This is a genomic window from Luteimonas sp. R10 (assembly GCF_045689605.1).
Classification (GTDB): Bacteria; Pseudomonadota; Gammaproteobacteria; order Xanthomonadales; family Xanthomonadaceae; genus Luteimonas.
This window is the reverse complement of sequence record NZ_CP141262.1, coordinates 633046-647193: the sequence shown is the minus strand read 5'-3', so window position 1 is coordinate 647193 and position 14148 is coordinate 633046. Positions and strand designations below refer to the sequence as shown.

General features: G+C 63.9%; 10 protein-coding genes, 1 pseudogene and 1 CRISPR repeat array. Of the genes and pseudogenes, 7 read left to right on the top strand and 4 right to left on the bottom strand.

Annotation, left to right across the window (positions count from 1 at the left end; all coding sequences use genetic code 11):
- The first annotated feature begins 108 nt into the window (after positions 1–108).
- The 5 genes and pseudogenes from csy1 to U3649_RS02765 form a co-directional block, all read left to right on the top strand.
- Positions 109–1434 (top strand): type I-F CRISPR-associated protein Csy1, encoded by a 1326-nt coding sequence (csy1, locus tag U3649_RS02785; protein WP_407353373.1) that lies wholly within the window; start codon positions 109–111, stop codon positions 1432–1434.
- Positions 1431–2429: a type I-F CRISPR-associated protein Csy2 gene (gene csy2 / locus U3649_RS02780; RefSeq protein WP_407353372.1), complete on the top strand. Its 999-nt coding sequence runs from the start codon at positions 1431–1433 to the stop codon at positions 2427–2429. The genes csy1 and csy2 overlap by 4 nt, the downstream gene beginning before the upstream one ends.
- 27 nt (positions 2430–2456) lie before the next feature.
- Positions 2457–3494: a type I-F CRISPR-associated protein Csy3 gene (gene csy3 / locus U3649_RS02775; protein ID WP_407353371.1), complete on the top strand. Its 1038-nt coding sequence runs from the start codon at positions 2457–2459 to the stop codon at positions 3492–3494.
- Between the two features lie 4 nt (positions 3495–3498).
- Entirely contained in the window at positions 3499–4068 is a 570-nt protein-coding gene (gene cas6f, locus U3649_RS02770; protein ID WP_407353370.1) for a type I-F CRISPR-associated endoribonuclease Cas6/Csy4, read from the top strand.
- Positions 4069–4198: 130 nt separating this feature from the next.
- A CRISPR array of direct repeats spans positions 4199–5668; the repeat unit is 28 nt; unit sequence GTTCACTGCCGTGTAGGCAGCTCAGAAA.
- A gap of 20 nt (positions 5669–5688) precedes the next feature.
- Positions 5689–5893, top strand: a pseudogene (locus tag U3649_RS02765) (IS5/IS1182 family transposase); the annotation flags it as partial.
- 19 nt (positions 5894–5912) lie between these two features.
- On the opposite strand, the gene U3649_RS02760 reads toward U3649_RS02765, so the two are convergent.
- Entirely contained in the window at positions 5913–6194 is a 282-nt protein-coding gene (locus U3649_RS02760; RefSeq protein ID WP_407354530.1) for a multiprotein-bridging factor 1 family protein, read from the bottom strand.
- A 104-nt stretch (positions 6195–6298) separates the two neighbouring features.
- The gene (locus U3649_RS02755) at positions 6299–6568 is read right to left on the bottom strand and encodes a helix-turn-helix domain-containing protein (protein WP_407353369.1); all 270 of its coding nucleotides are present in this window, start codon (positions 6566–6568) and stop codon (positions 6299–6301) included.
- A gap of 167 nt (positions 6569–6735) precedes the next feature.
- Between U3649_RS02755 and U3649_RS02750 the strand changes: the two genes are divergently transcribed.
- The gene (locus tag U3649_RS02750; protein ID WP_407353368.1) at positions 6736–9507 is read left to right on the top strand and encodes a TonB-dependent receptor domain-containing protein; all 2772 of its coding nucleotides are present in this window, start codon (positions 6736–6738) and stop codon (positions 9505–9507) included.
- A gap of 73 nt (positions 9508–9580) precedes the next feature.
- Positions 9581–11686 carry an Atxe2 family lasso peptide isopeptidase gene (locus U3649_RS02745; protein WP_407353367.1) on the top strand — a complete coding sequence of 702 codons (2106 nt, stop codon included), beginning with the start codon at positions 9581–9583 and terminating at the stop codon, positions 11684–11686.
- On the opposite strand, the gene U3649_RS02740 is transcribed toward U3649_RS02745, so the two are convergent.
- Entirely contained in the window at positions 11677–13416 is a 1740-nt protein-coding gene (locus U3649_RS02740; RefSeq protein ID WP_407353366.1) for an asparagine synthase-related protein, read from the bottom strand. The genes U3649_RS02745 and U3649_RS02740 overlap by 10 nt on opposite strands.
- The gene (locus tag U3649_RS02735; protein ID WP_407353365.1) at positions 13413–14105 is read right to left on the bottom strand and encodes a lasso peptide biosynthesis B2 protein; all 693 of its coding nucleotides are present in this window, start codon (positions 14103–14105) and stop codon (positions 13413–13415) included. The genes U3649_RS02740 and U3649_RS02735 overlap by 4 nt, the downstream gene beginning before the upstream one ends.
- Positions 14106–14148: the final 43 nt, after the last annotated feature.

The following is a 14148-nucleotide window of genomic DNA, read 5'->3' as shown; positions in this document are numbered from 1 at the left end:
CAACACACGAGTTTCTTGAGGGACTGCCCTCAAAGCACCCCACGGCGGCTTGCTGCCGTGGGGATTCTACCTGCACGACCTATCAGGGTCGAATGAAAGGACTCCCCAATGAGTGAAGAACCGGAACGTGGATCACGCTCCGAGCGCTTTCGCTCGGCCATCGCCGCCTTCATCGACGCGCGGCGCGAGGCCAAGCTGAAGGGCAAGGAGGACGATGCCGACGGGGCATCGAAGTACGAGTATGGGACGTGGCTGTCGGATGCGGCGCGCCGGGTCGGCCAGATCCAGGCCGTCACCCACGTGCTCAAGGCCACTCATCCCGATGCGCGCGGCAGCAGCCTGCACGTTGCTCCTGCGAAGCTGCCGCAGCACGCAGAGGTCGGCACCCACCTGCTCGGCGACGACTTCGCGGAGGACGTGGTCGGAAACGCCGCCGCGCTGGACGTGTTCAAGTTACTCAAGATCCAGGTCGATGGCCATCGATTGCTGGACTGGATGCAGTCCGGCGACGACGACCTGCGCAGCGCCCTGCATCCAGACCCCACTGTTGCGTCCGGGTGGATGGAGGCCTTCGGCAGCCTGGTGCGCAGCGAGCTCGTGCCCGCGTCACATGAGGCGGCCAAGCAGGTCTACTGGCTCATCGGTAGCCGGCCTTCGAACGATGCCGACTACCACCTCCTGCAACCGCTGTTCTCCAGCAGTCTGGCCCATGCGGTGCATGCGGACATCCAGGATGCCCGCTTCGGCGAGGCCAACAAGCTTGCGCGGCAAGCCTTCCGGGCAAAGGAAGCGCATGAGGCCCCCTACCGCGACTACCGCAACCCGGTCGCGCGCCAGCTGGGGGGAACGAAGCCACAGAACATCTCCCAGCTCAACAGCGAACGTGGCGGCATCAACTACCTGTTGGCCTCGTTGCCACCGCCGCGTTGGAAGCCATTTAAGCTGCGCCAACTGATGCGCTCGAATGACGTGTGGATCCAGTTCGGTTACTTCGGCGACGTGCGCAAGCTGATCAAAAATTTGTCGAAGCTCCTGCTCTCCAATCCTGATCGGACCATGGAGACACGCATCACGCGCGAAGGTATCGAACAGGCACTGGGCGCGCACCTCCCAGCTTTTGCCGAAATGGTTCAGAACACGCTGGAGCCCAGCTGGACGAGCGACTCCGAGCGCGAACTTGATCTCAACGAGATGCTGTGGCTCGACCCTCACCGGATGCGCGATGACGCAGTGTTCGAAGCGGCATATCACTTGAACGATTGGCCCGACAAGGTCGCCGGCATCTTCGCCAACTGGGTCAACGCTCAACTGCGCGAAGCCGGCCTGACCACGGTCGGCGATGACGAGTACAAGCATTGGGCCAGGCAGGCCATCGTCGATGCCGCCTGGCCGGTACCGATTCAACGGCGCGCTCCAGCGGGAGTCAAGGCATGAGCGCCTGTCCCCGTTTCAGCCACCTGCTCGTACTGCCGCACCTGCACGTGCAGAACGCCAATGCCGTTTCCAGCCCGCTGACGCATGGATTCCCGTCGATGACGGCTTTCCTGGGCCTGATGTGGGCATTGGAACGCAAGACTCGCGCGGCGGGTCTCGACCTGGCGTTCAAGGCGGTGGGTGTGGTCAGTCACGATCACCAGGAACAGGTGACCGAAGGCGGCTTCGTCAGGGCATTCCGGCTGACCCGCAACCCGGTCGGCAAGGACGGCGGTACCGCTGCCATCGTCGAGGAGGGCCGCATCCATCTAGAGCTGAGCCTCGTGCTCGGCATTGACAGCGAACGCTGGAGCCGCGAACCGGAAGCGCGGGAAGCCGACCTCGCCACCGTGGCGGAACTGCTCGCCGGCATGCGTGTCGCGGGAGGCACCTTGTTGCCTCCTGCCCAACCGGGCCGATTCCGCTACCGCCCCTGGAGCCTGGACCTGACCGGTACAGAAAGCGATCGGCAGGCCGAATTCCGTAAGGCGCGCATGCGGTTGCTGCCCGGCTTCGCACTGGTATCGCGCGAGGATCGGCTGGATGCACGACTGGCCGAGCTGCAGGCTGAGAACCCCGTATCCACCCGTCTCGATGCATGGCTGTCGCTGTCGCGCATCAACTGGCGCCACCAGCCTGGCGAGAAGGATGGCAAGGGCGAATGGCTCAACGACCGCAAGGGCCAGGGCTGGATTGTGCCGATCCCGGTCGGCTACGGCGCGCTCGGCGAGCTGCATCCGGCCGGCAGCGTCGCCAACACGCGCGATGCGACCACGCCGTTCCGTTTCGTCGAAAGCCTCCACTCGGTCGGCGAGTGGATCAGCCCGCACCGGCTGCAGTCGCCCCAGCAACTGCTCTGGTATGCGGACAGCCAACCCGACACCGGCCTCTACCGCTGCCGCAACGATTACCGCCCCGCTGCCGACGCGCTCGAGCAGCTCTACGACTTCGACTGACAAGTCCACACGAAAAGGAATCCGAACATGTCCAAAGACCTCAAGACCGCCTCCGTCCTCGCTTTCGAGCGCAAGCTCGATCCGTCCGATGCACTGTTCTTCGCCGGCGACTGGGGTGCGCGTGGCGACTCGGCCAACTGGCGACCGGTGAAGATCCGCGAGAAATCGGTGCGCGGCACCATTTCCAACCGGCTCAAGACCAAGGATCAGGATCCGGCCAAGCTCGATGCCGCCATCGAGAACCCCAACCTGCAGACCGTGGACGTGGCCGCCCTTCCGCTGGAGGCCGACACGCTCAAGGTGCAGTTCACCCTCCGCGTGCTTGGCGACACCGGCAAGCCTTCGGCCTGCAACGATGCCGACTACCGCAACAAGCTCATCGCCACCGTCGGCGGCTACGTGCATCAGCACGGCTTCGGCGAACTGGCGCGGCGCTACGCCGCCAACCTCGCCAACGGCCGCTTCCTGTGGCGCAACCGCATCGGCGCGGAGCAGGTGGAAGTGCAGGCCGCGCACCTCAAGGACGGCACGCCGGCCACGCAGTGGGCGTTCCAGGCGCTCGGTCACTCCTTGCGCGAGCTGTCCGCACCGGCCAGCGAGGCCGATGACGTGAGCGCCTTGGCGGCGGTGATCGAATCCGGCTTGGCCGGCAATGCACACGTCCTGCTTCAGGTCACCGCCTTCGTGCGCACCGGCGCGGGTCAGGAAGTGTTTCCCTCGCAGGAGCTGATCCTCGACCGTAGCCGCGGCGACAAGAGCAAGACGCTGTACGCCGTGGGCGAAGGCGGCAAGGCGGTGGCCGCGATCCATTCGCAGAAGATCGGCAACGCCCTGCGCACCATCGACACCTGGTATCCCGGCGCGCAGGAGAATGGTCCTATCGCCGTGGAGCCCTACGGTTCGGTCACTACCCAGGGCAGGGCATATCGCCAACCCAAGGAGAAGATGGATTTCTACAACCTGCTCGACAACTGGATCATCAAGGACAGGGCGCCGGACCTGGAGCAGCAGCATTTCGTCGTCGCCACCCTGATTCGCGGCGGCGTGTTCGGCGAGGCGGGCTGAGGCGATGGGCGGCCACTATCTCGACATCCGGCTGCGGCCGGACCCGGAACTGGCGCCGCATCACCTCCTGGCGGGCCTGTATGCGCGCCTGCACCGCGCGCTGGTCCAGTCGGCCCGCGACGACATCGGCGTCAGCTTCCCCGCGCACGACGAACGCCTGCCGAGTCTCGGGGACCACCTGCGTTTGCACGGGCCCGAAGCGTCGCTGGCGGCGCTGATGGGCGCGCACTGGCTCGACGGCATGCACGACCACCTGCGCGTCGGGGAAATCGCTCCGGTTCCGGCGTCGGCCCTCCACCGCCCCGTCAGCCGCGTCCAGGCCAGGAGCAGCTCCGACCGCCTGCGCCGCCGCGCGATGCGCCGCCACGGGTTCGACGCTGAGGTGGCCCGGCAACGGATCCCCGACTCCGCCGCGCAGCGCCTCCGGCTGCCGTTCGTGGTGATCGGCAGTCGCAGCACCGGGCAACCGGCGTTCCCCCTCTTCATCCGCCACGGGCCGTTGTCGCCGGATCCGGTGCCGGGGACGTTCAACAGCTACGGCCTGGGACGCGAGGCGACGGTGCCCTGGTTCTGACCCTTTTTCCGTAGCGGGCCAGAACCCGCAATAGAATCAACCACTTGCCGGGTGCCCGTCCCAAAGGGACGTCCACATCCGGCAGGTGGTTTTTTCTTTATCATCAACGGCTTGCGTTCGATTTTCTCTAGTTCACTGCCGTGTAGGCAGCTCAGAAACAGCTGCGAGTGCTGCCCGACGAGGTTCGATGGTTCACTGCCGTGTAGGCAGCTCAGAAAAACGCGTGCCGGCAGGAACTGCATCGTCGCACGTTCACTGCCGTGTAGGCAGCTCAGAAAAGCTGCGCGACTTCGGGCTGATCTTCGATGTCGTTCACTGCCGTGTAGGCAGCTCAGAAAAGGCACGCCAGGGCGTCAACCACCAGCGCAGCGTTCACTGCCGTGTAGGCAGCTCAGAAAGCCCCAATCGCGCCGCTGTAAGAGCGAGTAGAGTTCACTGCCGTGTAGGCAGCTCAGAAATCGAAGATGCGGCGCACGATGGCGGCCTGCTCGTTCACTGCCGTGTAGGCAGCTCAGAAAGTCCAGCGACAATTCCACGGATGCTCCAGGCCGTTCACTGCCGTGTAGGCAGCTCAGAAATCTTCGAGTCAGATTGACTTGGTAGCGGGGGCGTTCACTGCCGTGTAGGCAGCTCAGAAATGCTCGGCATCGATCTCTCGGGTGCCCTTCTCGTTCACTGCCGTGTAGGCAGCTCAGAAAGCCGCGCCCTTTCTCGCGCGCAACCGCAAGTTGTTCACTGCCGTGTAGGCAGCTCAGAAAGCCGCGCCCTTTCTCGCGCGCAACCGCAAGTTGTTCACTGCCGTGTAGGCAGCTCAGAAAGCGCAGAAGTCCATCAGAAGCGATGTCGCAGCGTTCACTGCCGTGTAGGCAGCTCAGAAAACGCCGACACCAGAGCCAGCACCAATCGAGCGAGTTCACTGCCGTGTAGGCAGCTCAGAAACGCAAGCAGCAGGCGGGCATCGTCGGCTGGCGCGTTCACTGCCGTGTAGGCAGCTCAGAAAATTTGGCGAACGCTTGGGCGAGTGAGATAGTCGTTCACTGCCGTGTAGGCAGCTCAGAAAGCCTGGCGCCGCCGGAACATCGGCATGCCATCGTTCACTACCGTGTAGGCAGCTCAGAAAAACGGCGGCGTGGTCAAAGGGCCGATGACGTTGTTCACTGCCGTGTAGGCAGCTCAGAAAATGCCCACCAGAGACGTTGCCGACCGCGCCCAGTTCACTGCCGTGTAGGCAGCTCAGAAACAGCCCCGCACGGAGCAGCCTGCCGGTTGGGCGTTCACTGCCGTGTAGGCAGCTCAGAAAGTAGCGGTGCATCAGGTCGCGCTGCCGGATCAGTTCACTGTCGTGTAGGCAGCTCAGAAAGAGGAAACAACCCATGGCCGCGGGCACTCTAAGCTCACTGCCGTGTAGGCAGCTCAGAAAGGACGAAGCCGGCGCGCACTCGCTGGTACAGATGTTCACTGCCGTGTAGGCAGTTCAGAAAGTCTCCCATCTCCCCTTCCCGGCGGGTGGATCGTTCACTGCCGGTTAGGCAGCTCAGAAAGCGAGCAGGAGCGAGTATACGGTACAACCCCGTTAGCTACCGTGTAGGCAGCGCAGAAAACTGGTGCATGTGGGCCTGGATCGGACACCTGAAGGACGGCAGCCGGCTGCGTCGTTGCCATCAAGGGAGCCCAAGGCGACGCCTTGCACGTGATTGCCCGCACTGCGGGCTACAGCTTCCGCCGGCTGATGCGCTGGATCGTGTTCTTTGTGCGCTGGGTGCTAGCGGTTGTGGTGCGGGACGCATCGAGCGAACCGTCGATGCAGGTCGCAATCGTGGCCTGAGATCAATACCTCAGGGCGACTAACGAAGAGTTCGACTCGCCTTCTTGCTGCCCCCGTCAGCGATGCTCTTCTCGAACCGCTTTACGAAGCCAACCAGATCTTGCCCGCAGGCGTGGCAGTACTCGCGCAGCTGCAATAAATCCAGCCGTCGTCCGCCACGCTCGACGTCGCTGATATAGGACTGGGATCGTTGCAGCAGTGCGGCCAACTCAGCCTGCTTGAGACCGGCATTGCTGCGAATCTCCACCAGCAATTCGAGCAGCTTCAGGTACTCGGCCTTGTGGATTGACTTGGTGGGCATCGCGGCATCGCAGAAGGAAAGCCGCACCCACCCTATATCCGGGTTTCCGTTATCCGAAAAACAGATTTGGAGCTTCTTGTTTGGCTTGTAAGCCAAGTCCTCATCTAGGTCGAGGACTGGTCTTCCGGATCGTTGATCGCCTTCTCAAACCGCCTCACGAAAGCGGTCGGATCCTGGCCGCAAGCCAGACAGAAGTCGCGCAACTGCAGCAGGTCGATCCTTCGGACGCCACATTCGACCTCACTGACGTAGGACTGCGAGCGCCCCAGCAACTTCGCCAAATCGGTCTGCGTCAGATCGGCCTTCTTCCGGATCTCCCGGAGTAGTTCGAGCAGATCTTTGTACTCGGATCTGTGGATCGATTTGACAGGCATTGCGGCGTCGCTCGCGGGAAGCCGCACCCACCCTATATCCGGTTTGCAAATATCTGAAAAGCAGATATTCTTACCGTGGCGGGCGAGCGTTGACCCGCGGATCACTGCGATCCCTTGGCGGTCTCCCAGGCAGCGGTAGTCGGGGGCGCCCGAACCGGAGACTGTGCATGTCTATAGAAGAAGGAGTTGTGGTGGTTGAGCCACCCAGCGGAAGGGACCGCATCTATGCATTGGAACGGACGAAAGGCGGGGCGAAGGACACCCTGCAGGCGGGTTGCGGCCCCCGCGCGGGGACCGACAAGACGACCCGGGAACTGCGAGCCCACGCGTGTGGCTTCAGGCTGGCGCTGGCGCGCCGCGTACTTGCCGTCTCTCTGGCATCCTTGCTGCCGCTGCATGCGGCAACTGCGCAAGAGACGGTGCCGACAGGCGCTGTACACGCGTTCGACCTGCCGGCGGGCGACCTTGCCCTGGCGCTGGAGGCGTTCGGCGCGCAAAGCGGCATTCACCCCGAATACCCGCCCGGCTTGGTGGACGGCAAGCAGGCGCAAGCGGTGCGCGGGCAGATGGGCTGGCGGGAGGCGCTCGATCGGTTGCTGCTCGGCAGCGGCCTGGCGTACGTCGATGCCGACGGCAAGGTCGTCATCACCGCGCGGACGAGGGCGGCGGCCGGGCCTGCACCGGCGGGCCCGGCGCGGGCTGCCGCCCAAGCCGAGCCGGAGGCGACGGACCTTGCCTCGGTCACGGTCACCGGCACACGCATCCGCGGGGGTACCACGCCCTCGCCGGTGATCACTATCGGCGCCGAGCGGATGCAGGAAGAAGGGTTCACCGACCTGGGCGAAGTAATCCGCAGCGTGCCGCAGAACTTCTCGGGTGGGCAGAACCCCGAGGTGGGTCCTTTCAACATCGCCGGGGCCGGCACCGGCAACTCCAACGTCACCGGAGGGTCTGCCCTCAACCTGAGAGGCCTCGGCGCGGACGCGTCGCTGACCTTGCTCAACGGCCGGCGCATGAGCTACGGCGGTCACACCCAGGCGATCGACATCGCAGCCATCCCGGTCGAGGCGGTCGAGCGCATCGAGATCGTTGCCGACGGGGCATCAGCGATCTATGGCTCGGACGCCGTCGGCGGCGTCGCGAACGTCGTGCTGAAACGGGACTTCGACGGATTCGCAGCCGGTGCCCGTTACGGCGCAGCGACCGATGGCGGAATGAACACGCGCGAATACACCGCAACGGCCGGAACGCGCTGGACGACCGGCGGCATGATCGCGACGTACAAGGATGTGTCCGTCGATCCCATTCGGGCACGTCAGCGAAGCTACACCGATCACCTGCGTGAGCCCTATACGATCTATCCGGCGTCGGATCTGCGAAGTGGCGTGCTCAGCATCTACGAGTCCATCGGCACAGTTGCCGAGCTGCGCCTGGATGCCTTGAAGTCTGAACGTGCGCAGGACTACACGATCCACCTCAGTCCGAGTAACCGGCAAAGTACGGTGACGTCGGACACCTCGAACCTTTTCGTTGCGCCTGGCGTCGCGTTCTATCTGCCGAACGACTGGACGCTCGCGATCGACGCAACCGCGGGCAGGAGCGAGCACGATCAACTCACCGAGAGGACGAGCCTGACGACAGGCCAGCCGGCGTCGTCCACCCAGGACTGTCTCTGCAACGAAAGCCGCATGTATGAACTGGGCGCCGAGGGCCCCGTGTTTGAATTGCCGGGCGGAGACGCGCGGATGGCCGTGGGCGCGGGCTACCGGGAAAATGAGTTCCGGCACTACGATCATCGCGCCGGGATGGCGCTGATCGGCGGCGAGGACAGCAGCCGCTTTGCCTATGCCGAGCTCAGCCTGCCGCTGATGACGGCAAGAGAAGACGATCCCCGGCGACTGGTGCTGACCGCGGCGGTGCGTGGCGAAGACTACGACTCGTTTGGCGGTGTAACGACGCCAAAGCTCGGGTTGGTCCATAGCCCGGGTCGCGACTTCACCATGAAGGCGTCCTGGGGGAAATCCTTCAAGGCACCGACGCTTGCCCAGCTGCACCGCGCCCGGATCGGCCAGGTGAGCTATGCGGGCAGCCTGGTGGATGGCTATCCGGCGGAAGCGACCGTTCTCCTGTCCGGCGGCGGTAACGGCGATCTGGGGCCGGAACGCGCCACCACATGGAGCGCCTCGCTTGCCTTTCATCCCGAGGCGGTTCCGGGACTGGAGGCGGAACTGACGTGGTTCGATGTCGACTACACGGATCGGGTGGTGGAGCCGGTGAACTTCGCCCTGGGTATCGACGACCCAGCGAACGCCGAGTGGGTGAACTTCGCCCCCAGCGTGCAGGAGCAGGAGGCGCTCATCGCCGCGGTCGACGACTTCCGCAACTTCACCGGAGCGCCGTACGACCCGGACCGGGTGGTCGCGATCGTCAGGAGCGAGTTCGTCAACGCGACGAGGCAGCGAATCCGGGGCATGGATGCTTCCGCCTCCTATCGCACGGACATCGGCGCAGGGCGGCTCACCATGCGTGGATCCGCGAGCTGGCTCGACAGCGAGCAGCAGACCACATCGACGGCGGGCTTCGAGATGGCAGGCACCCTGTTCAACCCGCCCAAAGTCACGGCACGGCTGGGTGCGGTGTGGACCGAGGGAGGCTTCGGCGCGTCGCTCTTCGCGAACTACAAGGGTGGCGTAGAGAACACGATCCATGACGAGAAGACCTCGTCCTTCACGACCTTCGACACCACCCTGCGCTATGCCGCGGACCGCCCCGGGAGCGCCTGGACGGGGCTGGAAATCGCGTTGTCGGTGCAGAACCTCCTCGATCGGGCGCCTCCGCTGCACTCGCCCATCACGGATTTTGCCGTGCCGCCCTACGACGGAACCAACTATTCGGCGGTCGGTCGCTTCATGGCGCTGTCCGTATCCAAGCGCTGGTGATGCCGAATCCCGGCGCAGTGCAGGTGGAGAGGCGAACTGCATGCGGAAGCGTGCAAGGGCGGGGGCACCATCAATGAGCAATCGTTTCGCCACGTGGGCTGCAATAGCGGCGGCGCTGCTGGCTGTACCTTGCCCGTTGGCCTATGCGCAGGTGGTGTCGCCGCGCCAGCTTGTGGAAGTCGTCGATTTCAACAGCCCCGTGGTCTCGCCGGACGGAAGCAAGGTTGCCTTTCGCTTGGAGTTGGCATCCATCGAACGCAACACGCATGAAACGGTCTGGTATGTGCAGCGCATGCAAGGCGGCTCCGTTCCGAGGCGTGTCGCGGAGGGCGGGGTGCCTCTACGCGAATCCTGGGGTTTGCCGTCGCCTTCGCCTGCCGTATGGTCTCCCGATGGCCGTTGGATCTACTTCCGTGCCTTGTTCGATGACAGGATCGACGTTTGGCGCGCGGCGGCCGACGGTTCGGAGGCCTCGCCGATCACCCTTGAACCGTCGGATGTGCGGGAATTCTCGCTGAGCGCGGATGGACAACTGCTGCGTTACGCAGTTGGGCCGACGCGGGAGGCGGTGAAGCTGGCGGAGTTGGAAGAGTACCTCGGTGGTATCCGTATCGACGATTCCGTGCCGATCGGCCAAGGCCTGTTCCGTTCCGGCCGCTTGCAGGGCAAGCCGGAAACGCAGCGCCTGAGGGACAACGAGGTCATCCGTTACCCATTGCTGGCCGATACTCCCGATCGCTGGCGGCAAATCGATCTGGCGACCGGCGAGCGGAGCGAGCTTGCCACCGCGGAGTTTCCCGTGCAGCCGCTCTCGGCTGCCGATCTTGAAGCCGAGATTCCGGGCACCTGGAAACTGGCGCACGACCGGCGGAGCGGACGGGTCGCGCTATTGACCCGCAGGCAGCCACCGGCAGGCCTTCAAACGAGCCCTCATGCTGAACTGTCGATGCTGCCCGGCGGCAACGCACCCCCCGCCATGCGATGCGTTGACGAGGCCTGCGCAATGCAGCCGATTACCGGTATCCAGTGGCGGCCGGCGAGCGATGAGGTCGTTTTCACGATCACGGACCCGGAGCGAAGCCAGGCGCAGTCGATTTTCCGGTGGAACGTGAAGACCGGCCGAGTGCATCGTGTCGTGCGATCCCGGGGACTGCTCAATGGTGGCCGCGACACCCACAGCCCGTGCGGAATCTCGCACGCGGCGTTGGCTTGCGTGGCTGCGGAGGCCAGCGTTCCGCCGCGCCTCGAGCGAGTCGACCTGGAAACCGGTGCCCGCGAGATCCTTTTCGATCCGAACAAGCTGCTGGCGATGGACATGACGGGAGTTGATGTCCGGCCGCTGAAATGGAAAGACGCGCAGGGACAAGAGTTCAACGGCCTGTACTACCCTGCCGCCCGCAGCAGCGGCGGCCCACCCCCCTTGTTCGTCACCTACTATCGGTGTTCCGGATTCGTGCGTGGCGGCGTGGGGGACGAATGGCCACTGGCGACCCTGGCAGGCCTGGGCATTTCCGCCCTGTGCATCAGTGCCGCCCCTAGCCGCATCGACGCCGTCGAACGATACGACCTGGGCCTGTCCGCGGTCGAAAGCGCTATCGATGTTCTGTCCGATCGTGGCGAGATCGATCGCGCCAGGGTGGGAATGGGCGGGTTGAGCTTTGGTTCCGAGGTGACCCTCTGGACCGTGATGAACTCGGATGCGCTCGCCGCGGCGTCGATCGCTTCCCCGCCGATGTCGCCGCTGACCTACTTGTTCATGAGCATGCATGGCGACGCGTTCGAGTCGCGTCTTCAGGAGTTCTGGCAACTCGGAAGGCCGGACGAGACCGTTGAGCGGTGGGAGACGATCTCGCCGATGTTCAATCTGGAGCGAATGCGCGTTCCGATCCTGATGCAGATGCCCGAGCAGGAGTATCTGCACGCCACGGATCATGCCATTCCATTGCTTCGAGATCAGCGCGCCGATCTGTATGTCTACCCCAACGAGGCCCATCAGAAGTTCCAGCCCAGGCACAAGCTCTCCGTATACGAGCGCAACCTGGACTGGTTCCGGTTCTGGCTGCAGGATGTCGAACGCAGCGACAGGGGACGGGCGGAGCAGTATGAGCGTTGGCGGGAAATGAGAGCGCGCGTCGCCGACCTGCTTGGCGCCTCCACGCATGGCCGGTCTCAGGATTGATGCCGTAGCCAGTTCTCGACCAGGCACAGGTCGAGTACCCGGCTGAAATCGCGGTCCCGGGACGGCAGAGGATCCCTGGTGAAGCGCGTCAGTGCCGGGACGTCGAGCATTCCACGGGAGCGTAGGCGACCCTCCACCAGGTACTGCAGGATCTCATGTTTGTTCCGCGCGTAGTAGATTCCCAGAAAGGCACGGAACGTCCCCTTGCTCCGGCGATTCAGCACCTCCGGTGGAAGCACGTCGTCGAACGCGCGACGGGCGACCGCCCGATTTCGCCCCTTGGCGATCCACATCCAGGATGGAGCCGCAAGGCAGGCCTCCATGACCGGCTGTGAGAGCAACGGGAAACGCAAGTACCGGTTCTTTCCCCGTGCGGCGCTGTCCCGGTACAGCTGTGTGCTCGTCAAGCCGACAATGCGTTCGTTGTCGCCGACCAGTGCACCGGGTGGTGCGTCGAACCACGGGTGGCGCTCGGGGGCGCCTGCCACCGTGCCGGGATCCAGGAACCTGTAGTCCGGCCTGTGCCGGTGTCGCCGACCGCGAAGATGCTTCTTGAGCACCAGCCGACCGGCCTTCCAGTACGTGCAGTCGTGTAGATCGGACAAGTCCTTGATCGAGCCCAAGCCGCCTGCTAGGCCCCGGTCCTTGAATGCATCCACGGCGGGTGCTGCAGTTGGCAGGTAGCAGAAGATCGAGTCGCCGCCGGCCCCGGAGTACAAGCTGGAGACGTCGTGGCGCGCCGCCACGGCATCCATGATCTCGTCATTCGCGTGATGCAGCACGCCTAGCCTCGGTGTAGCGAAGTGCGCAGTCGGCTCGAAGCGGAAGCGCGATCGTTCGAGATCGAGCGAGCATACTTCCAGATTCACGCCGAGCCGCTCCGCGATCAGCCCGGCGTACATTCGCTCGTCGGCGCCGGGGACGGGCGTCACGATCGTAGAGCAGAACACGCGCGCTCCTGCGCCGCGAAGACACATTCCGACAATTGAGGAGTCGAGACCGCCCGATAGCTCCAGCAGGATGGTGCAATCCGTTCTGGCCAAGGCGCTGACGACACCGGTGACTGCCGTCTTCACTTCGGCTGCAGCCTCTTCCAGACCGGTGTGCCGCCGCGGTGACGCGACGAAATCCCAAGGCGACCAATCCTGGTCAACCGAGGTATGGGTGGGTTTGATGGTCAGGGTGTTGCCTGGCAGCAGCTCTCGAACCCCAGCGAGGCCGGTGCGCGCGGTCTTCAGGCCCGGGAAGGTCAACCGGTGTGCGATGTAGTCCCAGTCGATGCGCCTCCTGTAGAGCCCGAGGCGCAACGCCAGGGTGATGTCGGAAGTGACGAAGCCGTTTCCTTCCTCGATGCAGTACAGGGAATCGATTGCGCCCGAGGGGTCGCGCGTAACGCTGATACTGGCGGGGCCTGACGCGAGAAACAGAACATAGTCGCCCCACGTTTCCTGGACGAAGTGGCGTCTCAGCCGTGTAGCGTCGGCGATCCGGGGAAGTTGCGAAGCATGCGTAATCGGCGCATAGATTCTGGAGAACACGTGTCCTACAACGATTCCCCCGGAAGGCAGGCGAAGAACCGGCGTTGACCCGGAGACGTACACGACTGTGTTTGGGGCGAATGCGTGCGCCGTCATTCCCATGTGGCTGAGAACGGAGGCTGCCTTGTTGCGCTGTTCCGCACTTGCAGCGAAGCCAGTCCCGGTCACGAGCGCGATGTACTGGTAGCTCACCGGATCTCCATGATCGGCGTGTAGGCGTTGACGTTCCCTACGAAATCGCTCAGAGCCAGGTCACCGAACTGCACCCAGCAGTGCGCGGAAAAGGGAAAGTTGGTCACTCCGAACACGATGGTCGGGTAGTGATGCTGGCTGATCAGAAATCGCGCCAGCGAGACCGAATCGAGCAGGCAGGAGGTCTGGATCGGCACGAATGGACGCGCCTGCCTGAACTTCATGGATGCAAGCGAGATCCGCTTGTCTTCATCGCGCGCTGCATGGATTCCTGGGAGGGCAGTGCGGCGTCGCCGATGTGTGGCGATTCCATCCAGAACATTTTTCAGGCTCGTCGTGCGCAGCTGGATCCATGTTGCGGTGACGATCGCGAAGACACGCGGCACTGCGGTCGCATCGGCGCGGCGTGCTTGACTCCAATCCTGTTCCAGCGCGCTGCGCGTTACGGGCTCGAAGTGTGGAGTTCGGAAATGGTCAGGGTTACCCGGGTTCTGCGCCAGAATCCCGGATTCCATGAGCGGCCCGATGTCGGTATCAGGGTCATCTCCCGCGCGGATATAGCGACGGAAGAGCCGTTCGGTCTCCATCGGCAGCTGGAAGTATCGATCGTTGGCGATATCCAGGAACACGAGCCGACCGGAGAAATCGCAGAACGACATCTGCTCGCTCAATGCATAGGTGTAGGGCATTTCCGCCTCAAGAAAAAACAAGGGGCGCACCGGTGGGCGCGCC